Raw genomic sequence first — 23,166 nt, 5'->3', positions numbered from 1 at the left:
ACGCGCCTCCTTTACTGGCCTAATGTCAGCGTTTTAAGCATCATGCTTTTTACGGTATTAAGAACTTCGACGTTTGCCTGATAGCTGCGCGAGGCTGACATGGTGTTGACCATTTCACCGACCACGTCCACATTAGGCATTTTTACGTACCCGTTGGCGTCCGCCAGCGGGTTGCCAGGCTCATACACCAGTTTGTCCGGCGCCTGACTTTCAATAACGTCCGCCACTTTTACCCCACCGGTTGCCGCCCCTGGCGCCGCGTCTACCTGAAAGACCACCTGTTTAGCGCGGTACGGTTGACCGTCCGGCCCGGTGACGCTATCGGCGTTTGCCAGGTTACTGGCCGCCACGTTAAGACGTTTGGACTGCGCGGTGAGCGCCGACCCGGCAATATCAAAAATGTTTAACAGCGCCACGAATTAGTTTCCTCCCTGTAGCACATTCATCATGCCTTTGATTTGTCCACCCAACACGGTGAGGCCCGTCTGGTATTTCAGACTGTTATCCGCAAACTGCGTACGCTCGCGGTCCATATCGACGGTATTGCCATCAAGGGACGGCTGGTCAGGAATACGGTAGAGCAGATCCACCGAAGGAGACGCAACGGTCTGGGCCGGAATGTGTTGTGCAGAGGTGAGCTTCAACGCGATCCCGCCGGCTTCTTCCCGGCCACGCACCATGACTTTTTTGAGTTCGCTGGCGAAATCCATATCACGCGCCTGATACCCAGGGGTGTCGGCGTTAGCGATATTGGCGGCCAACACCTCCTGGCGTTGAGCGCGCAGATTCAGCGCTTCCTGTTGAAAACGTAAGGCGGCATCGAGCTTATCGAGCATATCTCCTCCGCAAATGACAAAATTCAGCCGACAGCTTAAATCCCATCACGCGCGCGTTATCGCCGGAATAAACGCAAAATGCGTCGCTATTTGTTGCGTTGATGCTTGTGGTACGCAGGTAGAATCCTGTCATTGCTTAAACTGGCGGGAAGTGACGATGCAAACGTTAAAACGTGGAATAGCGCTGCTGGCGCTGCTGTTCAGCCCCCTGACGATGGCTCAGGATCTGAATGCCCAGTTAACGGACTGGTTTTCTCAGCGTCTGGCAGGGTTCAGCGATGACGTCGTCGTCACGATCCGCACGTCGCCCAATCTGTTGCCGAATTGCGAACAGCCCGCGCTGAGCGTAACCGGAAGTGCGAAGTTATGGGGGCATGTGAACGTACTGGCGCGCTGCGCGAACGAAAAGCGCTACCTACAGGTAAATGTACAGGCAACGGGGAATTACGTTGTTGCCGCGGCCCCCGTCGCCCGTGGCGGTGCGCTTGGCCCGGCTAACATCACGCTAAAACGCGGACGGCTGGATCAGCTTCCCCCGCGAACCGTCCTGGACATCAACCAGATTCAGGACGCCGTCAGCTTGCGCGACCTCGTTCCCGGGCAGCCAATACAGCTCAGTATGTTGCGCCAGGCATGGCGGATAAAAGCTGGTCAGCGCGTTCTGGTGGTGGCGAGCGGCGACGGATTTAGCGTCAATGCGGAAGGCCAGGCATTGAACAATGCCGCCGTCGCGCAAAACGCGCGCGTACGCATGTTGTCAGGCCAGGTCGTGAGTGGAACCGTCGATCCTGATGGGAATATTCTTATTAATCTATAATGAGTTAAAGATTTTGTAGTGGCTGCCGATAAATAATCAACCAATGATGATAGCTGGCTGCTACAGCGTAACCCCTCGATGAGGATAAATAAATGAGCATTGACCGTACCTCACCTTTGAAGCCCGTTAGCACTGTCCAACCGCGCGAAACCAGCGATGCGCCGGTACAAAAAGCGCGTCAGGAAAAAGCGTCAACCACGACCAGTACCAGTGTGAAGTTAAGCGATGCTCAGGCGAAACTGATGCAACCCGGCACCAGCGACATCAATATGGAGCGCGTGGAAGCCCTGAAAACGGCGATTCGTAATGGTGAGTTGAAGATGGACACCGGTAAAATTGCAGACTCGCTGATCCGCGAGGCGCAGAGCTACTTACAGAGTAAATAAGCGTATGACTCGTCTGTCAGAAATTCTGGATCATATGACGGCTGTCCTCAATGACCTGAAAAAGGTGATGGATGCCGAGCAGCAGCAGCTCTCCGTAGGTCACATTAACGGTAGCCAGTTACAGCGTATTACAGAAGAAAAAAGCTCTTTACTGGCGACGCTGGATTATCTGGAGCAGCAGCGCCGTCTTGAACAAGATGCGCAGCGTAACGTTAATGATGATGTCGCCAGACGCTGGCAGGCGATTACGGAAAAAACGCAGCATTTACGCGATCTCAACCAACATAATGGTTGGCTGCTGGAAGGGCAGATTGAACGGAATCATCAGGCGCTCGACATGCTGAAACCGCATCAGGAACCGACGCTGTATGGCGCGAACGGTCAAACCGCCTCTCCCCACCGTGGCGGGAAAAAAATCTCTATCTGATTGCCGGATGGCGGCTACGCCTTATCCGGCCTACACGATCACAGAACAACTCGTATGCCCGGTAAGCGGCAGCGCCACCGGGCGATTTGCCGGATAGAGGCTCTATGCCGTCCGGCGAGTAAATTCCTTCACTTTAAAGCCCAACACCGCCAGCGCGGCGAAATAGGCGGCAATCCCCACAACCACAACCGCCATCAGTCGGGCCAGACGCCACAGCATTGTCCCTTCTGACCACTCAGGCATAATATGCAACATGCCAACCAGCGCGGCGGACATCACCAGCACGGAAATCACCAGGCGGGTCAGGAACCACGTCCAGCCCGGCTGCGGAGTAAAGATTTTCTGTTTGCGCAGTTGCCAGTACAGCAGCGACGCATTCAGACACGCCGCCAGACCAATAGACAGCGACAGACCGGCATGCTTCAACGGCCCGATAAACGCCAGGTTCATCAACTGAGTCATGATCAGCGTCACAATGGCGATTCTGACCGGCGTTTTGATATCCTGGCGCGAGTAAAATCCCGGAGCCAAAACTTTCACCACGATTAAACCAATCAGACCAACGGAATAGGCCACCAGCGCGCGCTGGGTCATCGACGCATCAAAGGCAGTGAACTTGCCGTACTGGAACAGCGATACCGTCAGCGGTTTGGCCAGAATGCCCAGCGCGACGGCGCTCGGCAACGCCAGCAGAAAACACAGACGCAGCCCCCAGTCCATCAGACGGCAATACTCATCATGATTGCCGCTGGCAAAACTTTTAGACAGTGAAGGCAGCAAAATGGTGCCCAGCGCCACGCCCAGAACCCCTGACGGGAACTCCATCAGTCGGTCAGCATAATACATCCAGGAGACCGAACCGGAAGCCAGAAACGAGGCGAAAATGGTGTTGATGATCAGAGATATCTGGCTTACCGAAACGCCGAGGATCGCCGGGCCCATTTGCTTCACAACGCGCATCGCGCCTGCGTCACGAAAATTGATGCGCGGCAATACCAGCATCCCAATTTTCTTCAGATGAGGAAGCTGGTAAACCAGTTGCAGCACGCCGCCCACCGTCACCGCCCAGGCCAGCGCCAGTACGGGAGGATTAAAATACGGCGCGGCAAACAGCGCAAAGCCGATCATACTGATGTTCAGAAATGTGGGCGCAAACGCAGGAATCGAGAAACGGTTCCAGGTGTTGAGGATCGCGCCCACCAGCGAGGCCAGCGAAATCAGCAGAATATACGGAAAGGTGATTTGCAGCAGTTTGGTGGTCAGGGCGAATTTATCAGCGGTATCAGCAAAACCCGGCGCGGTTACCATGATCACCCACGGCGCGGCGAGCATACCGGCCACCGTCACCACGGCTAACGCCAGGGTCAGCAGGCCGGAGACATAGGCGACAAAAACCCGGGTCGCCTCTTCGCCCTGCTTGCTCTTGTATTCTGCAAGGATCGGCACAAACGCCTGGGAAAATGCCCCTTCGGCAAAAATACGCCGCAACAGATTCGGTAACTTGAATGCCACGAAAAAGGCGTCGGTCGCCATCCCTGCGCCAAAAATTCTGGCGACAATCGCGTCACGCGCAAAACCAAGCACGCGCGAAAACATGGTCATCGAGCTGACGGCAGCCAGCGATTTTAATAAATTCATCAGTGTTGTATTCCAGACCCTGGAGCAAAACCCTTGCATGGCCGACCGCAGGCCGGATAAAGGCGTTTACGCCGCCATCCGGCAATATCGCTGCGCCTGATAACCACGTACAAACGTCTTATCAGGCCGACAGAACGATCCACGGTTTGCCATCATTCTCTGTCAGAAAGAGGTGTTATTTTGAGTTGGCATATAGTACCTGGATTATGATGAATTACTACAGCCAGATGTTACAGGGCGTTATTCGCTCATTGCCTCGCGCCAGAGTTTCTCTACGACGCGCTGCGCCAGAATCGCCTGTTCGCCCGCCGTTTCAGGAACCGTCTGATTTTGCACGCATTCAATAAAATGACGGGCGCATCCGGCAAATCCACGTTGTTCCTGGGTTGTCTGCCAGCCCGGAATGGGTTTATGCACCACGCCCTGACCGCGTTCCTCGCGCCATTCGCGCATGTCCGTCACGTCAAACAGGCCACCGTCCGTCACCGCCTGCACACATTCACGCTGACTCCCGGCGCGACGGTGCATACTGGTGGTGATTTGCAACTGATCCGTCGAAAAATGGTGTTCGGCATACAGCATCTCGCCAAGATCGTTGGTCTGCAACGTGCCGCCGTTCAGTTGCGCCTTGCCGTCCGTCAGCCACAGCGCGGTGTCCACAACGTGCAGGTAGTCATCCAGCAGCGTGAAACGCAAATCATGCGGCCCGACGCTGTCCGTCCGGTGTTTATCCATACGGACAGAAGCGGCGGCGCCCAGTTGCGCTTTCAGATCACGGTAGAGCGGAGCGAAGCGTCGGTTAAACCCGACCATTAGCGTCAAATTTTTACGCGCGGCCAACGCCACCAGCCGTTCCGCATCGCGCAGGTTTTCCGCCAGCGGTTTATCGACGCAGACATGAACCCCGGCATTGAGCAGTTCGCTCACCACCTCATAATGCGTCGCCGTGCTGGAGTGGACGAAAATGGCGTCGCAGGTTGACGCCAGCGCTGGCAACGACTCAACGTACGGCATCCGCCAGCTTTCACAAATGCGCAGCGCCTTATCCCGCGAAGGAGACCAGGCCCCCTGTAGCGTCCAGTCGCCGGATGCGCCCAGTACGGGCAACCAGGCTTTTTGGGCGATCCCCCCTAACCCAACAACACCGATACGTAATTTTTTCACGTTAGTCTCCCAGGTGCGCCAGGAGCGAATCAAGGCGCTGTTTCAGTTCCGCGACTTCGCCTTCCAGCGCCTCAACGCGCGCATGCAGATCGCCCGACGCCGTCTGCGGCGCGTCATCTGAACTCACCGGTTCATCAACTTCGCCGCAAAACAGGTGCATATACCGGCTTTCACGCTTACCCGGTTCGCGCGCCAGGCGCACTACGTAAGGGCCGTCGTCACGGGCGGCAAGCTGTTCCAGCGTCGTTTCCACTTCCGCCATATCGCTGAATTCATACATGCGGGATGCACGGCTGCGCAGTTCACCTGGCGTCTGGGCGCCGCGCAGCAGCAGCGTGGCAATCAGCGCCACCTCCGCCGGACTCAGTTTAAGATTGCCAAACTCGGAGTTGCAGAAGCGCTGTTCATATTTGGTGACGCGATTGCCGAAACCGCTCACCGTCCGCAGAAAATGGCGTTTCACCAGGTTATCAAGCTGTTCCTGCACCTCATGTTCCGATAAGTTCATTACCGGTTCACGGTTGGTTTTTTGATTGCAGGCGGTAACCACGCCGTTAACCGAGAGCGGGTACTGCTCCGGCGTTGTCACCTGTTTTTCCAGCAGGCAGCCAATCACTCGCGCTTCAGTGGCGGTTAGTTCGTATTTCATCGTCCTCTCCTTAGCGACCGGGGGTCCATTCAGTCGTCGTCAACGCCGTCAGCACATGATCGCGCCACTGCCCGTCAATCAACAGGTAATCTTTCGCATACCCTTCTTTTTCAAAGCCGAGTCGCGCCAGCAAGTCGCCGCTGCGCTTATTATGCGGCATATAGTTCGCCATAATACGGTGAATATGTTGCGTGCGCTGCATATAGCGAATCGCCGAGGTTAAGGCCTCATACATCAGCCCCTGCCCCTGCCACTTTTGTGCGATGGAGTATCCCAGATAACAGGCGTGGAATGAGCCACGCACCACGTTAGAAAAATTGGCCACGCCGATGATCTCTTTCTCTTCCGGGTCGAGCAGCGCGAAATAGAACGCTGAACCCTGTTTGTGAAACTCGGCGATCATGCTCAGACGCGCCTGCCAGCCCGAAGGATAGCAGTGGCTTTCATCACGAACGGGTTCCCAGGGTTTTAAAAAATGACGATTTTCCGCGTAATAATCGGCCAGACGCCAGGCATCACGCTCATGTACTAAACGCACAACCAGACGGTCGGTTGTTAAGCGTACTTTTGGCACGTTACTGCGATAGCCAAACATTCTATACCTACTCCTTCCCGTAACGTCTTCACACCCTGATAACGTTACTATACCTGCGCCTGTACGCTCTGTGAAAAGTGCAAATCGTCATTTTTTGGCTTATTCACACATTTTGATGAAAACTCTCTATCAAGATGGACTTTTGATAAAAAAATATTGTCCCGGCAAAGGTGGGAAAAAACGCGCCGACACCGCAGAATAGAAGGTGCTCACCTTTTAAACTCAACAGAATTCGAGTTGCAGGACGACGGCAAGCGAATCACTCCCTGAAAGCGCACAGAAATACGTGGCCGGGGAGCGCTAACGCCGCCGACGCGCCTGCGACGTGAAGGATGACGAGTGTCTTTCCCGGGAGGGGAAATGTCGCGTGTCTCGCAGGCCAGGAACCTGGGTAAATATTTCCTGCTCATCGATAATATGCTGGTCGTATTAGGCTTTTTCGTGGTGTTTCCACTGATCTCCATTCGCTTTGTCGACCAGATGGGCTGGGCGGCATTGATGGTCGGCATTGCGCTCGGACTGCGCCAGTTCATCCAGCAAGGGCTGGGCATATTTGGCGGCGCGATTGCCGACCGTTTTGGCGCGAAGCCAATGATTGTTACCGGGATGCTTATGCGCGCAGCCGGATTCGCGACGATGGGGATCGCCCATGAGCCCTGGCTGCTCTGGTTTTCCTGCTTTCTTTCCGGGCTTGGCGGCACCCTTTTCGATCCGCCGCGCTCTGCGCTGGTCGTCAAGCTGATTCGCCCTGAACAACGCGGTCGTTTCTTTTCGCTGTTGATGATGCAGGACAGCGCGGGCGCCGTGACTGGCGCGCTATTGGGTAGCTGGTTGTTGCAGTACGATTTTCGTCTGGTATGCGCGACGGGGGCGGTACTGTTCGTTTTGTGCGCCGCGTTTAACGCCTGGCTGCTTCCGGCGTGGAAACTGTCAACGGTGAAAATCCCGGTACGCGAGGGCATGGGGCGCGTCATGGCGGACAAACGGTTCGTGACTTACGTACTGACCCTGGCGGGATACTACATGCTGGCCGTACAGGTGATGCTGATGCTGCCCATCATGGTCAATGACATCGCGGGATCACCGTCCGCCGTCAAGTGGATGTATGCGATCGAAGCCTGCCTCTCACTGACGCTGCTCTACCCGATCGCCCGCTGGAGCGAGAAACGTTTTCGCCTCGAGCACCGCCTGATGGCCGGACTGCTGCTGATGTCGCTCAGTATGTTGCCTGTCGGGCTGGTCGGTAATTTACAGCAGCTCTTCACGCTCATTTGCACGTTCTATATCGGTTCGGTCATTGCAGAACCGGCGCGTGAAACGCTCAGCGCCTCGCTGGCCGATGCGCGGGCGCGCGGCAGCTATATGGGCTTCAGTCGACTGGGTTTAGCCATTGGCGGCGCGATAGGGTATATCGGCGGAGGATGGTTGTTCGATATGGGGAAAGCGCTGCAACAGCCTGAACTGCCCTGGATGATGCTTGGGGTAATCGGAATCATGACCTTTCTTGCGCTCGGCTGGCAATTCAGCCACAAACGGACGCCACGCGGCATGCTGGAGCCAGGCGCCTGATTTGATACCTGCTTTCATCTCCTCCATACTGAAAGAGAACCGACAGTTAAATGGAGGAGAAACGTGAAGCTTTATATTTACGATCACTGCCCTTTCTGCATCAAAGCCCGCATGATTTTCGGCCTGAAAAATATTCCCGTTGAGCTAAACGTCCTGGCAAACGACGACGACGCAACGCCCACCCGCATGATCGGCAAAAAAATGGCGCCCATTCTGCAAAAGGACGACAGCCGTTATCTGCCCGAAAGTATGGATATCGTCCATTATGTGGACAACCTTGACGGCAAACCCTTGCTGATCGGAAAACAGAACCCCGCGATTGATGAGTGGTTACGCAAAGTTAACGGTTACGCCAATCGCCTGCTCCTTCCGCGTTTCGCAAAATCGGCATTTGATGAGTTTTCCACGCCGTCGGCGCGGAAATACTTCACCGAGAAAAAAGAGGCCATGATTGGCGACTTTGGCGAAAATCTGGCGCATTCCAGTGGGCTCATCAAAAACATCAGCGACGATCTGCGCGCGCTGGATAAATTGATTGTGCAGCCTAATGCCGTGAACGGTGAACTGTCTGAAGACGATATTCATCTGTTCCCGTTATTACGTAACCTGACGCTGGTCGCAGGCATAAACTGGCCAACCCGGGTCGCTGATTACCGTGATAACATGGCAAAACAGACGCAAATCAACCTGTTATCGTCTATGGCCCTCTAATGTTTGTGGGTGGAGGCGCCATGCCGCCACCCTTTCAGTTTTTTCTGCTGGTGCGCGGCGTGCTGGTGCCACATGCTGCTTTGTGTCAGGATTACGACACGGGCATCATGTTGAGGAACCCCATGAAAAAGATTGTCTTTGCCGCTGCATTGTTGGTTAGCGGCCTGTTGGTTGGCTGCAACCAACTCACGCAGTACACGGTAAGCGAGCAAGAAATTAATCAGGCGCTTGAAAAACGGAATAATTTTTCCAAAGACATTGGCTTACCGGGCATCGCGGATGCGCATATTGTACTGACGAATCTCAGCAGCCAGATTGGCCGGGAAGAGCCCAACAAAGTCACGCTAACCGGTGATGCGAACCTGGATATGAGCTCCCTGTTTGGCAGCCAGAAAGCCACCATGAAACTGAAGCTGAAAGCGCTACCGGTCTTTAACAAAGAAAAAGGCGCGATTTATCTGCAAGAAATGGAAGTGGTGGATGCAACCGTAACGCCGGAAAAAATGCAATCGGTGCTGCAAACGCTGATGCCTTACCTGAATCAGTCGTTGCGTAATTATTTTAATCAGCAACCGGCCTACGTTTTGCGTGAAGACAGCAGCAAAGGCGAAGCGCTGGCGAAAAAATATGCCAAAGGCATAGAGGTTAAACCGGGCGAAATCATCATCCCGTTCACCGACTAACGCACCAGGGCGCATTTGCGCCCTTTTTTTTCGTGCAAACGAAAACGTTTCCGCTTATCCTTGGTTTCCGGCAAAAATGACTATCCCCCAGCCGGAGCATATTAATGACTGCACCATCCCAGGTTTTAAAGATCCGCCGCCCAGACGACTGGCACGTTCACCTTCGCGATGGCGACATGTTAAAAACTGTCGTGCCTTACACCAGTGAAATTTATGGCCGCGCGATAGTGATGCCGAACCTGGCGCCACCTGTTACGACGGTCGATGCGGCCATCGCATACCGCCAGCGCATTCTTGATGCCGTTCCTGCCGGGCATGACTTTACCCCACTGATGACCTGCTACTTAACGGATACGCTTGATCCTGATGAGCTTGAGCGCGGATTCCGCGAAGGCGTCTTTACCGCAGCAAAACTCTATCCGGCCAACGCGACCACCAACTCCAGCCACGGCGTCACCTCTGTCGATACGATCATGCCGGTACTGGAGCGCATGGAAAAACTCGGCATGCCGTTGCTGGTACACGGCGAAGTTACCCATGCTGATATCGATATTTTTGACCGCGAAGCACGGTTTATTGAAACGGTGATGGAGCCGCTGCGCCAGCGTCTGACGGCGTTGAAGGTCGTGTTTGAGCACATTACCACCAAAGATGCCGCAGAGTACGTTCGCGACGGCAACGAGCTGTTAGCCGCCACCATCACGCCACAGCATCTGCTGTTTAATCGCAACCATATGCTGGTCGGCGGCATTCGCCCGCATCTGTATTGCCTGCCGATCCTCAAACGTAACGTCCACCAGCAGGCCTTGCGTGAACTGGTCGCCAGCGGATTTAGCCGCGCCTTCCTCGGTACCGACTCCGCGCCGCACGCCCGTCATCGGAAAGAAACCAGCTGCGGCTGCGCAGGCTGCTTTAATGCCCCGACGGCGCTTGGCAGCTACGCTACGGTCTTTGAAGAGATGAACGCCCTCGCGCATTTTGAAGCGTTCTGCTCACTCAATGGGCCACGGTTCTACGGCCTGCCGGTCAATGAAACCTACGTTGAACTGGTACGCGAAGAGCAGCTCGTCCCGGAAAGCATCACGCTTGCCGATGACTCACTGGTGCCCTTCCTGGGCGGCGAGCGCGTACGCTGGTCAGTAAAATAATAAAAAAAATGTGGCCAACTGTTGTAAGCCAGAAAGGTTAACTGTATAAATACACAGTATATTCAACAGGGGGCCATTATGCGTATTGAAGTCACTATAGCGAAAACGTCACCTTTGCCTGCTGGCGCGATTGACGCGCTGGCTGGTGAACTCTCCCGCCGTATCCATCACTCTTTTCCAGATAACGCGGGCAATGTTGTCGTCCGTTATGCCGCAGCCAACAATTTGTCGGTCATTGGCGCGACAAAAGAGGATAAAGAACGCATCAGCGAAATCCTACAGGAAACCTGGGAAAGCGCGGATGACTGGTTCGTCAATGAATAAAAAATGATATGCAGTAATGTTCGTTTTTGCCGGGTCGCCCCGGCTTTTTTATTTGCGCAACTGGTCGCTTTTTAATCCATTACTCAAAATAACTGCACAACATGCCAAAAAAATATGAATAACATGCTGTTTTATTGTGCACATAATTCTTAAAAAGAAGAAATTTATTCTGTCACCCTTTAAATTTCCAGTGAATAGCCTTATTTATTGATATACTGAAGTTGCTTCAGAAAAAAACACGCATTGAACCTCGAAAACCGTTGTCTTGTAACACGTATTAGGGGGCATAATGGAAAAGAATAATGAAGTCATTCAGACTCATCCGCTTGTAGGATGGGACATCAGCACCGTTGACAGCTATGATGCGCTGATGTTGCGTTTGCACTACCAGACCCCGAATCGCCCTGACCCTGATGGGACTGAAGTTGGTCAGACGCTCTGGTTAACCACCGATGTTGCCAGACAATTTATTTCGATATTAGAAGCAGGCATCGCCAAAATTGAATCTGGCGATTACCAGGAAAATGAGTATCGCCGTCATTAACGTGACGCGACCCCTCCACCCAAAGGCACCTTAAAAGGTGCCTTTATCGTTTCATACTCTCAATAATTCCACTGACAGAAAGTCGGCCGACAAACGCGCCGCCGCGACGGCAATCCGAAAGCATGACGAGTATAACTTGTATATCTCAATTCACTTATTTACCCTGCAATAATCGCGATAGCAGAGAGAAGCTGATGAAATACGACTTAATCATTATTGGCAGCGGTTCCGTCGGCGCCGCAGCCGGATATTATGCCACTCGCGCCGGACTGAAGGTTCTGATGACAGATGCCCATATGCCGCCACATCAACAGGGCAGCCATCACGGCGATACCCGGTTAATCCGCCACGCTTATGGCGAGGGTGAGAAATACGTTCCTCTGGTGCTGCGTGCGCAAACGTTATGGGAAGAGCTTTCAACGCATAATGAAGATCCCATCTTCGTCCGCTCCGGCGTCATAAACCTCGGCCCGGCGGACTCGCCATTTCTGGCGAACGTGGCGCATAGCGCACAGCAATGGCAGTTGAACGTTGAGCAACTGGATGCCGCCGCCATCATGGCGCGCTGGCCTGAAATTCGCGTCCCTGACAACTACATTGGCCTGTTCGAAACGGACTCCGGTTTTCTGCGCAGTGAACTGGCGATCAAAACCTGGGTTCGCCTTGCCGAAGAGGCTGGCTGTGCGCAGCTCTTTAACTGCCCCGTCACCGCCCTTCATCACGATAGCGACGGCGTTACCGTTGAAACCGCTGACGGCGAATACCGCGCGAAGAAAGTGTTGATCAGTGCCGGTACATGGGTACAGGCGCTGGTGCCGGAACTCCCCATCCAACCCGTTCGTAAAGTTTTTGCCTGGTATCAGGCTGACGGGCGCTACAGCATGAAAAATAACTTCCCGGCGTTCACTGGAGAACTCCCGAACGGCGATCAGTATTACGGTTTTCCCGCCGAAAACGACGCATTAAAAATAGGAAAACACAACGGTGGTCAGTTGATTCACTCACCGGAAGAGCGCAAGCCGTTTGCCGCCGTCGCCAGCGATGGTTCCGAAGCGTTCCCCTTCCTGCGCACTATCCTGCCCGGCATTGGCTGCTGCCTGAACGGCGCCGCCTGTACCTATGATAATTCCCCGGATGAAGATTTTATTATCGATACATTACCGGGACATGATAATACGCTGATCGTCACCGGTCTGAGCGGCCACGGCTTTAAGTTCGCCTCGGTATTAGGTGAGATTGCCGCCGATTTCGCGCAGGGTAAATCGCCGGCTTTTGACCTGACGCCATTCAAACTGAAGCGCTTTACGCAATAATGACCCAATGGCCTCGCAAACGGGGCCGTTTCTTTTTGAGGAGTCAGGCTGTGCGTCGTATTTTTCACTATCTGATCAATAATATTCGTGAGCATTTTATGCTCTACGTTATTTTATGGTCGCTGCTGGCCATCATGGACATTATTTATATCATGTTCTTTTAATTTATTTCAGCTGACAAAAATTGACAAAACCTGAGATTACTCTAACTTTCATTGTAATAATTTGACCAATAAGAAACCTCCCGCCCTCCTGCCCCATATAGATAAAACCGCTAATCACCTCGAATCTTCTGACGCACAATGACAAATTCAATCAATTTTATTGAAATAAAAACAAATATCGCCAGGATTGTTATTTATTAGTTGCATTAATGTCTCTAACAGGTCATTTTCATTCTCTCCTGAAATATCCATTGGTGTGTTTATGCAATTCAAAAATACTCCTCAGCGCTATGGCGCCATTTCTGTATTGCTTCACTGGCTGGTCGCCATTGTTGTATACGGCATGTTTGCCCTGGGTTTATGGATGGTGACGCTCAGCTATTACGATGGCTGGTATCACCAGGCGCCGGAATTGCATAAAAGTATCGGCATCCTGCTAATGATGGGGCTGGTTATACGTGTTTTCTGGCGTTTCGTCTCACCACCGCCAAAGGCGCTGAAAAGCTATTCACGCCTGACCCGTCTGGGTGCGGCGGTGGGCCACCTTGCGCTGTATCTTCTGCTCTTCGCCATTGTGATCAGCGGCTATCTGATCTCAACCGCCGACGGCAAACCGATCAGCGTGTTTGGGTGGTTTGACGTGCCCGCCACGCTGGCCGACGCGGGCGCTCAGGCCGATCTTGCCGGTAGTCTGCACCTGTGGCTGGCCTGGAGCGTTGTGATTTTGTCCGTTCTGCATGGGCTAATGGCCCTGAAGCACCATTTCATCGATAAAGACGACACCCTGAAGCGTATGCTGGGGAGATCGTCGCCTGACTATGGAGTTGAAAAATGAAAAAAAGCCTGCTGGGACTGACTTTTGCTTCCCTGTTATTCACCACTGGTTCTGCAATCGCGGCAGACTATAAAATTGATAAAGAGGGACAACACGCCTTCGTTAACTTCCGTATCCAGCACCTGGGTTACAGCTGGCTGTACGGGACGTTCAAAGATTTCGACGGGACATTTACCTTCGATGAAAAAAATCCGGCAGCGGATAAAGTGAACGTCACCATTAACACCAACAGCGTTGATACCAACCATGCGGAGCGTGATAAGCACCTGCGTAGCGCTGATTTCCTGAACGTCGCGAAATTCCCGCAGGCGACGTTTACCTCGACCAGCGTGAAAAAAGATGGCGACGAGCTGGATATCACCGGCGACCTGACGCTCAATGGCGTCACCAAACCGGTCACGCTGGAAGCGAAGCTGATCGGCCAGGGTGACGATCCGTGGGGCGGGAAGCGCGCGGGCTTTGAAGCGGAAGGTAAAATTAAGCTGAAAGACTTTAACATCACTACCGACCTCGGCCCTGCATCGCAGGAAGTCGATCTGATTATCTCGGTGGAAGGCGTACAGCAGAAGTAACGAATGCCGGATGGCGGCTTCGCCTTATCCGGCCTACAGCAGCACATATTGTAGGCCCGGTAAGCGGAGAGCCACCGGGCGCAATGCCGGATGGCGCTACGTTATTCCGCCGGGTCGGGAATGCCCAGTTGGGTATTCAGACGGCCACGCGATTTATTGAAGATTTTATTGCCATTCTCACGGCCAGCGCGGCGACGGCGCTGTTCCTCTTCCGGCAAACTGCTCTCTTCACAGCACAGCTCGCTACAGCAGCCTTTAAACTTCTCGGCGCAAGCCGGGCACTGAATAAACAGCAGATGGCAACCATCATTTTTACAGTTGGTATGGCTGTCGCACGGAGCGCCGCACTGGTGACAATGCGCGATAACCTCATCAGAGATCCGCTCTCCCATACGCTCATCAAACACAAAATTCTTACCGATGAAACGCACCGGCAGTCCCTGCTCGCGCGCCTTACGCGCGTACTCAATGATGCCGCCTTCAATGTGCCACACTTTGTTAAAACCGTTATGCTTCATCCAGGCGCTGGCTTTTTCACAACGAATACCGCCCGTACAATACATGATGATTTTCTTGTCTCTATGCTCCTGCATCATTTCAACAGCTTTCGGCAACTGCTCGCGGAACGTGTCAGCCGGAATTTCCAGCGCATTTTCGAAATGCCCCACTTCATATTCGTAGTGGTTACGCATGTCGATAAACACGGCATCAGGATCGTCCAGCATGGCGTTCACTTCCGCCGCTTTCAGGTACTCGCCAACGTCGCTGGCATCAAAATTCGGATCGTCGATACCATCAGCCACAATCCGCTCGCGTACTTTCATACGCAGCACCCAGAAGGACTTACCGTCATCGTCCAGCGCAATATTCAGACGCAAGCCGTTTAATGCGGGATCAAACGCATACAGCTGCTCACGAAACGCCGCGACCTGACTTTGCGGCACGCTGATCTGTGCGTTAATGCCTTCACGCGCCAGATAAACGCGACCAAAAACATTCAGCGAGGTAAACATCTGGTACAACGCGTCGCGCGTGCTCTGCGGATCGACGATCGTGAAATATTTATAAAAAGAGATGGTCGTGCGCGGCTCCGTTTCAGCTAACATCCGGGCTTTAAGCGCATCGTTCGAAATGCGGTTGTGTAACACTGGCATGGTGTACGTATCCTGCAATCAGTAAAAATGAAATCGGGCGGCATCATAAAGCAAACATCGCCAATTTACATCCACACATTTTGCGCTACATTTCATTCTTCATACTAAGAAATTAACAACAATTGCCGCTTTTATCGTCGTTCTCCAACCACAAATTTTTGCTGTACACGAAAAAATGCGACAATACAGGGAATTGCTCGTTTACAGACAGGATAGAGATGACGAATTTACCTAAGTTCTCCGTTGCGCTACTGCATCCACGTTATTGGTTAACCTGGCTGGGTATTGGTGCTCTTTGGTTGGTCGTGCAATTGCCCTACCCGGTGATTTACAAACTGGGTTGTGCAATGGGACGTCTGGCGTTGCGTTTTATGAAGCGCCGCGCCCGCATCGCCTATCGTAATCTTGAATTGTGCTTTCCGCAGATGAGCGAGCAAGAACGCCACCAGATGGTGGTGAAGAACTTCGAGTCTGTCGGGATGGGCGTGATGGAAACCGGCATGGCCTGGTTCTGGTCCGACCGCCGTATTTCACGCTGGACAGATGTCAGCGGCGTTGAGCATATCCGCGACGTTCAGGCCCGGGAGCGAGGGATTCTGCTGGTTGGCCTGCACTTTCTGACGCTGGAGCTGGGCGCGCGCCAGTTTGGTTTGCAACAGCCTGGCATTGGCGTTTATCGTCCGAATGACAATCCGTTGCTCGACTGGCTACAAACCTGGGGACGTATGCGCTCCAACAAATCGATGCTCGATCGCAAAGACCTGAAAGGCATGATCAAAGCGCTGAAAAAAGGTGAAGTGGTCTGGTATGCGCCGGATCATGACTATGGCCCGCGCGCCAGCGTGTTTGTCCCGCTGTTTGCCGTGGAACAGGCCGCCACCACGTCAGGAACCTGGATGCTCTCCCGGATGTCCAACGCCTGTCTGGTGCCGTTTGTTCCGCGTCGTAAACCCGATGGCAAAGGCTATGAGCTGATTCTCCTGCCGCCGGAATGCTCACCACCGCTGGATGACGCCGAAACCACCGCGGCCTGGATGAACACGATCGTAGAGAAATGCATCATGATGGCGCCCGAGCAATACATGTGGTTGCACCGCCGTTTCAAAACGCGTCCTGAAAGTATGCCCTCCCGTTACTGATTCATCAGGTGCAGCCGGGCGACGGTTGCACCTTCTCATCGCCTCTTTTAGCTTTAAAAGCTACTCACATTGCCGCCCTCAGCAGGCAGGCGCATAATAAGAGAGTATTGCCTTATTTTTATTCTGATGATAGCGCAAACAGCGCATCACACTGCGGATCGCTATGTCACCCTCTGATGTCCCCATAAACTGGAAACGCAATCTCACCGTAGCCTGGCTGGGCTGTTTTTTGACCGGCGCGGCGTTTAGCCTGGTGATGCCATTTTTACCCCTCTACGTTGAGCAGCTCGGCGTAACGGGCCACAGCGCGCTGAATATGTGGTCGGGGCTGGTTTTCAGTATCACCTTCCTGTTTTCCGCTATTGCCTCGCCTTTTTGGGGCGGGCTGGCCGATCGCAAAGGGCGAAAGATCATGCTGCTGCGCTCAGCCCTCGGCATGGCGATGGTTATGCTGCTGATGGGGCTGGCGCAGAACATCTGGCAGTTTCTGATCCTGCGCGCATTGTTAGGTCTGCTCGGCGGATTTGTGCCAAACGCAAATGCGCTTATCGCCACTCAGGTGCCGCGTAATAAGAGCGGCTGGGCGTTAGGAACGCTTTCTACTGGCGGCGTCAGCGGCGCATTGCTCGGCCCTCTGGCGGGCGGATTACTTGCCGACCAGTACGGATTACGCCCTGTCTTTTTCATCACCGCCAGCGTGCTGTTGGTCTGTTTCTTACTGACGCTCTTTTTTATTCGCGAGCGTTTTCAGCCTGTCAGCAAAAAGGAGATGTTGCACGTCCGGGAGGTCGTTGGCTCACTAAAAAACCCAAAGCTGGTTTTGAGTCTGTTCGTCACCACGCTGATCATTCAGGTTGCAACCGGATCGATCGCGCCTATTCTGACGTTATATGTGCGAGAGCTAGCCGGTAACGTCAGCAATATCGCATTTATCAGCGGAATGATCGCCTCGGTGCCCGGCGTGGCGGCGTTGCTCAGCGCGCCCCGGCTCGGCAAACTGGGCGATCGCATTGGCCCCGAAAAGATCCTGATTACCGCCCTGATTATCTCTGTCCTGCTGCTGATCCCGATGTCATTCGTACAAACGCCCTGGCAGCTTGGCGTGCTGCGCTTTTTACTTGGTGCGGCGGACGGCGCCCTGCTCCCCGCCGTACAGACTCTGCTGGTCTATAACGCCAGCAATCAGATCGCCGGGCGCATCTTCAGTTACAACCAGTCATTTCGCGATATTGGCAACGTCACAGGCCCGTTAATGGGGGCAGCTATTTCTGCCAGCTACGGTTTTCGCGCCGTGTTTTGCGTCACCGCAGGCGTCGTGTTGTTCAACGCAATTTATTCGTGGAACAGCCTGCGGCGGCGCAGAGAGACCCTCGCGGCAAAATGATTTTTGCGCTTTCATACTTGCAAAACCGGAGAATCAGCTATTCTTTCCCTGAATACCTCATCAAATCAAAGGGAGACAGTGATGACTATGTACGCCACGCTGGAAGAAGCCATTGATGCAGCCCGTGAAGAGTTTCTGGCTGACAACCCGGAACTCGAACAAGATGAAGCCAATGTTCAACAACTCAATATCCAGAAATACGTGCTACAGGATGGCGACATCATGTGGCAAGCCGAGTTTTTTGCCGATGAAGGCGAAGAAGGCGAATGTCTGCCAATGCTGAGTGGCGAAGCGGCGCAAAGCGTCTTTGACGGCGATTATGATGAGATAGAGATTCGTCAGGAGTGGCTGGAAGAGAACACTCTGCATGAGTGGGATGACGGTGAATTTCAGCTCGAGCCGCCTCTGGATACCGAAGAAGGCCAGACTGCGGCGGATGAGTGGGATGAGCGTTAACTACTCATAAGGGCCGTGGTGTATATCCAGCGGCAGCAGCAGCGTATCAAAAACCAGTGAAAACGGCAGATCGAGAACCGTGACATAGCGCCACGCGGAATCCCGGACATCCCACTGCACGCCGGGATAGTATTGATTACCGTGCCCTTGTCCGGGGATCGTCCTGCTAATGATGCTGCCGCACCCACTCAGAAGTAGCGCCATTACGCCAACCACGATTATTCGCACCGGATACCTCATTCGTCGTTTTGTTCAGTATAAAAAAATACCGGCAGCAGGCCGGTATTTTCAGATAATTGTCAGCGCATATTTGTCGGCCTGATAAACGCCACGTTTATCAGGCCGCTACGGCTTACTTCTTCTGCAACGCCAGTGGGTTCAGATTGATACCCTGATAGTAGTTAACCCACGATGAGTATCTTTCCGGTGAATTCCAGACGCGATAGTGTAAACGCGCCATCGTCACCGGATCGCTCAACAACACCAGACGGCGGTCGCGATTCAGTTTTTCCGGCGTTTCATTCAGCGCCTGCTCCACATGGCGGTCGCGCGCAATCTCCAGCACCTTACTGGCGCGGTGACGGGCCGTAGCCATCGCCGTAGCCAGCGCGTTAAACGACGGATTAAACACCGCGTGCATAAAGCCGTCATCCAGCGTGCGATTGCGGTTCATCGCCAGGTATTTGTCAGTATCCACCAGCACCTGCGGCGGGGAATACTCTTCCGGGATGAGGAACAGCTTCCAGCGTTTGGTGCGCAAGCCTACCGTTGAACGGCTGGAAACCACGGACACAAACGGCGACAGGATCAGCGAGAAGACAATCGGCGCCAGCCAGAACAGGAAACGTAAATCCAGCCAGGCCATGCCAACCGCCCATACCAGGCCGAGCAGCAGCTGGGAACCGTGACGCATGAAGGCTTCACCCCACGGGGTAGAGTCATCGTCACGCTGCGGTGAATTCCAGACCACTTCCCAGCCGAGGAATGCGCTCACCACAAACACCGTGTGGAACAACATGCGTACCGGCGCCAGCAGCACAGAGAACAGCACTTCCAGCAGCAACGACAGCGTTACGCGCACAAATCCGCCATACTCTTTTGTGCCCTTACACCAGATGAGCATAATACTCAGCAGCTTCGGCAGGAACAGCAGCACCATCGTGGATGCAAACAGCGCAATCGCCAGTTCGGGGCGCCACTGCGGCCAGACCGGGAACAGCTGGCGCGGTTGCAGGAAGTATTGCGGTTCGGTCAACGCATGAACCACCTGCAAAGCGGTGGAAAGCGCCAGGAACATAAACCACAGCGGCGCCGACAGGTAAGACATAACCCCCGTCAGGAACACCGCACGGTGAACCGGGTGCATCCCTTTCACCAGGAACAGGCGGAAGTTCATCAGGTTGCCATGACACCAGCGGCGGTCACGCTTAAGTTCATCCAGCAGGTTCGGTGGCAGTTCTTCATACGAACCCGGCAGATCGTAGGCAATCCAGACGCCCCACCCTGCACGACGCATTAACGCCGCTTCCACGAAGTCGTGCGAGAGGATGGAACCCGCGAACGATCCTTCGCCCGGCAGCGGCGCAAGCGCACAGTGTTCGATGAATGGCTTCACGCGAATAATCGCGTTGTGGCCCCAGTAATGCGACTCGCCTAACTGCCAGAAGTGCAGCCCGGCGGTAAACAGCGGGCCGTACACGCGGGTAGCAAACTGCTGGCAACGCGCATACAGCGTATCCATACCGGACGCTTTCGGCGACGACTGGATGATCCCGGCATTCGGGTTCGCTTCCATCAGACGCACCAGGCCGCTCAGACACTCGCCGGTCATCACCGAGTCAGCGTCCAGCACCACCATGTAGCTGTACTGGTTGCCCCAGCGACGGCAGAAGTCATCGATATTGCCGCTTTTGCGCTTCACACGACGGCGGCGACGGCGATAGAAAATCTGTCCTTCGCCCTGCACTTCAGCAATCAGCTCCATCCACGCTTTTTGTTCCGCCACGCAGATATCGGGGTTGTAGCTATCGCTCAGGATATAGACGTCGAAATGCGCTGCGTTGCCGGTGGCTTTAACCGATTCCCACGTAGCACGTAGCCCCGCGAACACGCGGTCAACGTCCTCGTTGCAGATAGGCATAATCAACGCGGTACGGTGCTCTGGATTCAGCGGCTCATTTCCCACCGTTGACGCCGAAATACTGTATTTATCGCGGCCAATCAGCAGTTGCAGGAAGCCCATAAGCGCGGTCCAGAACCCCGCAGACACCCAGCAGAACAGCACGGCGAACAGGATCAGGATGCCGGTTTGCAGCACATACGGCAGCAGTTGCATAAAGGAGACCCACAGATCCTGCCCGATCATGTCGGCAGGATTGATGAGCGCCCAGCCCTGGTAAGGAAGAATGGTCTTCATATACCAGGTCGCAACCACCGTCTGCGCCAGCGTCAGCAGCAACAGGATGTAGCGGCGGATTGTCACGACGGTACGCCATTTTTGCTCGTTCTCCTGCTCTTCTTTCGTCAGGCGGGAGAGATAACGCGGCGTCACGTCCCGGCCGCGCAAGCGATCCCAGAAACGACCCAGCGGGTTGGTGCGCCAGGGATCGGGGAACATAGAAGAACGCGTCGCTTTCGGCATTGCCTGCAACTGATCGCGTCCCTCATCATCCTTAATCAGTTGCCCTTCGGCCAGCGAATCCGGCCAGGCCTGCTCAAGGCGCGCTTTAACAGATCCCTGCGGTGAATCGTCTTCTCGCGAGTAAGCTCGATGCTCAACATCCAGCGCCTCATGGACGGCGCGGATGTCCGTTTTCGGCAGCGCCGCTTTCTCAATGTCTGAAAGCGGCATTGCGTCAATATACTCAGTTGTCTTATTCATTGGCAGGTAACTGGTAGCTCCAGGTTTCACTCAACGGCTGATCGGCATTCACCAACGCAGCACGCATTTCAGTGGTTTTCTTCGCGTCTTTCACTTTTACGCGCAGCGTCAAACGCCAGCCTTTCGTCACCGGGTTATAACGCACTGAGTTCTCAACGATTTCGCCGTTATCGCCAATACTGGTTTGCGCCGTGACAGGGGTATCCTGCGGCAGCTTTTTCATATCTGTGCCGACAAAATCCACGACGAAGGCGATGGTGCCGTCAGGCTGGCGAATCAGGTTAGACTGTTTGACATCGCCCGTAGAGCGACGCGTCTGCTGAACCCAGGCATTCTCCGGCGCATGAAGTTTCTCTTCATCGCGGGTAAACGTCATGGTGTACTTGAAGTTCATCTCTTTGCCTGCTTCAGGCAGTTGATCCGGCGTCCAGTAGGCCACGATGTTATCGTTAGTTTCATCGTTGGTCGGAATTTCCACCAGTTCGATTTTCCCTTTGCCCCACTCGCCTTTCGGCGTGATCCAGGCGCTTGGACGCAGGTCGTAGCGATCGTCTAAATCTTCAAAACGCGAGAACTGGCGACCGCGTTGCAGCAAGCCGAACCCTTGCGGGTTTTCCATCGCATAGCTGCTCACCGCGAGATGTTTCGGGTTATTCAGCGGACGCCAGATCCATTCACCGTTGCCCGCATGGATAGACAACCCGTTAGAGTCGTGCAATTCCGGGCGATAGTTGGTTGCCGGAGACGGCTGGTTCGGCCCAAACAGGAACATGCTGGTTAACGGCGCAACGCCCAGTTTACCGACTTTATCACGCAGGTAGACTTTCGACTGAACGTCCACCACGGTGTCACGCCCAGGGATGATGACGAAGCGGTATGCCCCGGTCGCACGCGGGGAATCGAGCAACGCATAGATGGTCAAACGTTTGTCAGTCGGTTTTGGACGCTCAATCCAGAACTCGCGAAAGCGGGGAAATTCCTCACCGGAAGGCAGCGCGGTATCAATCGCCAGACCACGCGCGGAAAGGCCATAGACCTGGCCTGCGCCAATGACGCGGAAATAGCTGGCACCGAGCATGCTGACGATTTCATCGTTTTTGTCTTTGCTGTTGATCGGGTACAGCACTTTGAACCCGGCGAAGCCGAGGTCTTTGACGGTGTCTTTATCATGCTGAACATCGCCAAAATTGAAATAGTCCGGGTTGTATTTGATTCTTTTTACCGTCGTCGCGGTAACTTCGTTGATCCTGACCGGTGTGTCGAAGTACATACCCTGGTGGTAGAACTCGAGCTTGAATGGGGTCTTGATATTGCTCCAGTACGCTTTATCACGGTTAAACTGGATCTGCTGATAGTCCGCATATTTCATGTCGCGGAAAACGGAGGGCAAGTTACTTTTCGGCGCCTCATAGCCTTTACCGGCTAAGGATTGAGCTTGTTTTGCAACATCATCGATGGTGAACGCCCAACTCGACGATGTGTACAGCGTTAACATTACCGCCGCGCCCAACCAACGCATTTTCATCATTTGTCGTTTATGTTTCATAATAAGTAAGCACTTCCCCCTTTGTGTGCTTATATCGATCCGATCCATTTTAATGGATAATCAGGCAATCCGACAACTGAATCCCGGCTTTGTTCAGCGCGCTGGCTCATGGATTAAGCAGGTTTTGCTCCTGTTTTCACTTTGCGTGCTTATCCTGGAGACAGGTTGTTGGACTTCGTGTAGGGTTGCCCCCGAATGTAAACATTATTCGTCCCAGGGATAAGACGAAAA

General features: G+C 53.9%; 26 protein-coding genes. 16 read left to right on the top strand and 10 right to left on the bottom strand.

Annotated features, from left to right (window positions below; all coding sequences use genetic code 11):
• Positions 1–11 precede the first annotated feature (11 nt).
• Both flgC and flgB read right to left on the bottom strand, forming a co-directional pair.
• Entirely contained in the window at positions 12–416 is a 405-nt protein-coding gene (flgC, locus tag OGV67_RS12320; RefSeq protein WP_012132847.1) for a flagellar basal body rod protein FlgC, read from the bottom strand.
• Positions 417–419: 3 nt separating this feature from the next.
• Positions 420–836, bottom strand: coding sequence for a flagellar basal body rod protein FlgB (gene flgB, locus OGV67_RS12315; RefSeq protein ID WP_115614865.1), 417 nt, complete (start codon positions 834–836; stop codon positions 420–422).
• Between the two features lie 157 nt (positions 837–993).
• On the opposite strand from flgB, the gene flgA reads away from it, so the two are divergent.
• The 3 genes from flgA to flgN all read left to right on the top strand — a co-directional run bounded on the left by flgA (position 994) and on the right by flgN (position 2,466).
• Positions 994–1,653, top strand: a complete 660-nt coding sequence (flgA, locus tag OGV67_RS12310) for a flagellar basal body P-ring formation chaperone FlgA (RefSeq protein ID WP_049010759.1) — start codon at positions 994–996, stop codon at positions 1,651–1,653.
• Between the two features lie 92 nt (positions 1,654–1,745).
• Entirely contained in the window at positions 1,746–2,039 is a 294-nt protein-coding gene (flgM, locus tag OGV67_RS12305) for a flagellar biosynthesis anti-sigma factor FlgM (RefSeq protein WP_115614866.1), read from the top strand.
• Positions 2,040–2,043: 4 nt separating this feature from the next.
• Positions 2,044–2,466 carry a flagella biosynthesis chaperone FlgN gene (gene flgN / locus OGV67_RS12300; RefSeq protein WP_012132851.1) on the top strand — a complete coding sequence of 141 codons (423 nt, stop codon included), beginning with the start codon at positions 2,044–2,046 and terminating at the stop codon, positions 2,464–2,466.
• A 102-nt stretch (positions 2,467–2,568) separates the two neighbouring features.
• Here flgN and murJ read toward each other — a convergent pair whose 3' ends face one another.
• The 4 genes from murJ to rimJ form a co-directional block, all read right to left on the bottom strand.
• Positions 2,569–4,104: a murein biosynthesis integral membrane protein MurJ gene (murJ, locus tag OGV67_RS12295; RefSeq protein ID WP_049011711.1), complete on the bottom strand. Its 1,536-nt coding sequence runs from the start codon at positions 4,102–4,104 to the stop codon at positions 2,569–2,571.
• 240 nt (positions 4,105–4,344) lie between these two features.
• On the bottom strand, positions 4,345–5,268 hold the full coding sequence (locus tag OGV67_RS12290) for a Gfo/Idh/MocA family protein (protein ID WP_047457547.1): 924 nt from the start codon (positions 5,266–5,268) through the stop codon (positions 4,345–4,347).
• Between the two features lies 1 nt (position 5,269).
• Positions 5,270–5,917 (bottom strand): YceH family protein, encoded by a 648-nt coding sequence (locus OGV67_RS12285; RefSeq protein WP_047457550.1) that lies wholly within the window; start codon positions 5,915–5,917, stop codon positions 5,270–5,272.
• A 10-nt stretch (positions 5,918–5,927) separates the two neighbouring features.
• Positions 5,928–6,512, bottom strand: a complete 585-nt coding sequence (gene rimJ / locus OGV67_RS12280) for a ribosomal protein S5-alanine N-acetyltransferase (RefSeq protein WP_024130443.1) — start codon at positions 6,510–6,512, stop codon at positions 5,928–5,930.
• A 360-nt stretch (positions 6,513–6,872) separates the two neighbouring features.
• Between rimJ and mdtH the strand changes: the two genes are divergently transcribed.
• The 10 genes from mdtH to OGV67_RS12230 all read left to right on the top strand — a co-directional run bounded on the left by mdtH (position 6,873) and on the right by OGV67_RS12230 (position 14,375).
• The gene (mdtH, locus tag OGV67_RS12275; protein ID WP_012132860.1) at positions 6,873–8,081 is read left to right on the top strand and encodes a multidrug efflux MFS transporter MdtH; all 1,209 of its coding nucleotides are present in this window, start codon (positions 6,873–6,875) and stop codon (positions 8,079–8,081) included.
• Positions 8,082–8,144: 63 nt separating this feature from the next.
• Positions 8,145–8,792 (top strand): glutaredoxin 2, encoded by a 648-nt coding sequence (gene grxB / locus OGV67_RS12270; RefSeq protein WP_024130444.1) that lies wholly within the window; start codon positions 8,145–8,147, stop codon positions 8,790–8,792.
• A 122-nt stretch (positions 8,793–8,914) separates the two neighbouring features.
• Positions 8,915–9,475, top strand: a complete 561-nt coding sequence (locus OGV67_RS12265) for a lipoprotein (protein ID WP_024130445.1) — start codon at positions 8,915–8,917, stop codon at positions 9,473–9,475.
• A gap of 104 nt (positions 9,476–9,579) precedes the next feature.
• Positions 9,580–10,623 (top strand): dihydroorotase, encoded by a 1,044-nt coding sequence (gene pyrC, locus OGV67_RS12260; RefSeq protein ID WP_058668995.1) that lies wholly within the window; start codon positions 9,580–9,582, stop codon positions 10,621–10,623.
• Positions 10,624–10,701: 78 nt separating this feature from the next.
• Complete coding sequence (dinI, locus tag OGV67_RS12255; RefSeq protein ID WP_012132864.1) at positions 10,702–10,947, top strand: DNA damage-inducible protein I; 246 nt, start codon at positions 10,702–10,704, stop codon at positions 10,945–10,947.
• Between the two features lie 289 nt (positions 10,948–11,236).
• A complete protein-coding gene (bssS, locus tag OGV67_RS12250) occupies positions 11,237–11,491 on the top strand; it encodes a biofilm formation regulator BssS (protein ID WP_012132867.1) in 255 nt (84 codons plus the stop codon).
• Positions 11,492–11,685: 194 nt separating this feature from the next.
• The gene (gene solA, locus OGV67_RS12245; protein WP_112002276.1) at positions 11,686–12,804 is read left to right on the top strand and encodes an N-methyl-L-tryptophan oxidase; all 1,119 of its coding nucleotides are present in this window, start codon (positions 11,686–11,688) and stop codon (positions 12,802–12,804) included.
• Between the two features lie 50 nt (positions 12,805–12,854).
• Positions 12,855–12,968, top strand: a complete 114-nt coding sequence (locus OGV67_RS12240) for a YceO family protein (protein ID WP_047457560.1) — start codon at positions 12,855–12,857, stop codon at positions 12,966–12,968.
• A 262-nt stretch (positions 12,969–13,230) separates the two neighbouring features.
• Positions 13,231–13,803, top strand: coding sequence for a cytochrome b (locus OGV67_RS12235; RefSeq protein ID WP_012132871.1), 573 nt, complete (start codon positions 13,231–13,233; stop codon positions 13,801–13,803).
• The gene (locus OGV67_RS12230; RefSeq protein WP_012132872.1) at positions 13,800–14,375 is read left to right on the top strand and encodes a YceI family protein; all 576 of its coding nucleotides are present in this window, start codon (positions 13,800–13,802) and stop codon (positions 14,373–14,375) included. The genes OGV67_RS12235 and OGV67_RS12230 overlap by 4 nt, the downstream gene beginning before the upstream one ends.
• 101 nt (positions 14,376–14,476) lie before the next feature.
• Here the strand turns inward: OGV67_RS12230 and trhO are convergent, their stop codons facing one another.
• Positions 14,477–15,529: an oxygen-dependent tRNA uridine(34) hydroxylase TrhO gene (trhO, locus tag OGV67_RS12225; protein ID WP_112002277.1), complete on the bottom strand. Its 1,053-nt coding sequence runs from the start codon at positions 15,527–15,529 to the stop codon at positions 14,477–14,479.
• A gap of 218 nt (positions 15,530–15,747) precedes the next feature.
• Between trhO and OGV67_RS12220 the strand changes: the two genes are divergently transcribed.
• From OGV67_RS12220 to OGV67_RS12210, 3 genes are all read left to right on the top strand, one after another.
• Positions 15,748–16,668 (top strand): Kdo(2)-lipid IV(A) acyltransferase, encoded by a 921-nt coding sequence (locus OGV67_RS12220; protein WP_115614867.1) that lies wholly within the window; start codon positions 15,748–15,750, stop codon positions 16,666–16,668.
• A gap of 163 nt (positions 16,669–16,831) precedes the next feature.
• Complete coding sequence (gene mdtG / locus OGV67_RS12215; protein WP_071258243.1) at positions 16,832–18,052, top strand: multidrug efflux MFS transporter MdtG; 1,221 nt, start codon at positions 16,832–16,834, stop codon at positions 18,050–18,052.
• Between the two features lie 81 nt (positions 18,053–18,133).
• Positions 18,134–18,508 carry a MysB family protein gene (locus OGV67_RS12210; protein ID WP_012132878.1) on the top strand — a complete coding sequence of 125 codons (375 nt, stop codon included), beginning with the start codon at positions 18,134–18,136 and terminating at the stop codon, positions 18,506–18,508.
• Here OGV67_RS12210 and OGV67_RS12205 read toward each other — a convergent pair whose 3' ends face one another.
• The 3 genes from OGV67_RS12205 to mdoG all read right to left on the bottom strand — a co-directional run bounded on the left by OGV67_RS12205 (position 18,509) and on the right by mdoG (position 22,917).
• On the bottom strand, positions 18,509–18,736 hold the full coding sequence (locus tag OGV67_RS12205) for a YceK/YidQ family lipoprotein (protein WP_024130446.1): 228 nt from the start codon (positions 18,734–18,736) through the stop codon (positions 18,509–18,511).
• Positions 18,737–18,860: 124 nt separating this feature from the next.
• Positions 18,861–21,389, bottom strand: a complete 2,529-nt coding sequence (gene mdoH, locus OGV67_RS12200; RefSeq protein ID WP_286465584.1) for a glucans biosynthesis glucosyltransferase MdoH — start codon at positions 21,387–21,389, stop codon at positions 18,861–18,863.
• Positions 21,382–22,917, bottom strand: coding sequence for a glucans biosynthesis protein MdoG (gene mdoG, locus OGV67_RS12195; protein ID WP_077956924.1), 1,536 nt, complete (start codon positions 22,915–22,917; stop codon positions 21,382–21,384). Before mdoG ends, mdoH begins: the two co-directional genes overlap by 8 nt.
• Between the last annotated feature and the right edge of the window lie 249 nt (positions 22,918–23,166).

Source organism: Citrobacter sp. CK188, from assembly GCF_030333525.1.
Taxonomy (GTDB): Bacteria; Pseudomonadota; Gammaproteobacteria; order Enterobacterales; family Enterobacteriaceae; genus Citrobacter_B; species Citrobacter_B koseri.
The sequence above is the reverse complement of the archived record's forward strand: the minus strand, read 5'-3'. Positions and strand labels throughout refer to the sequence as shown.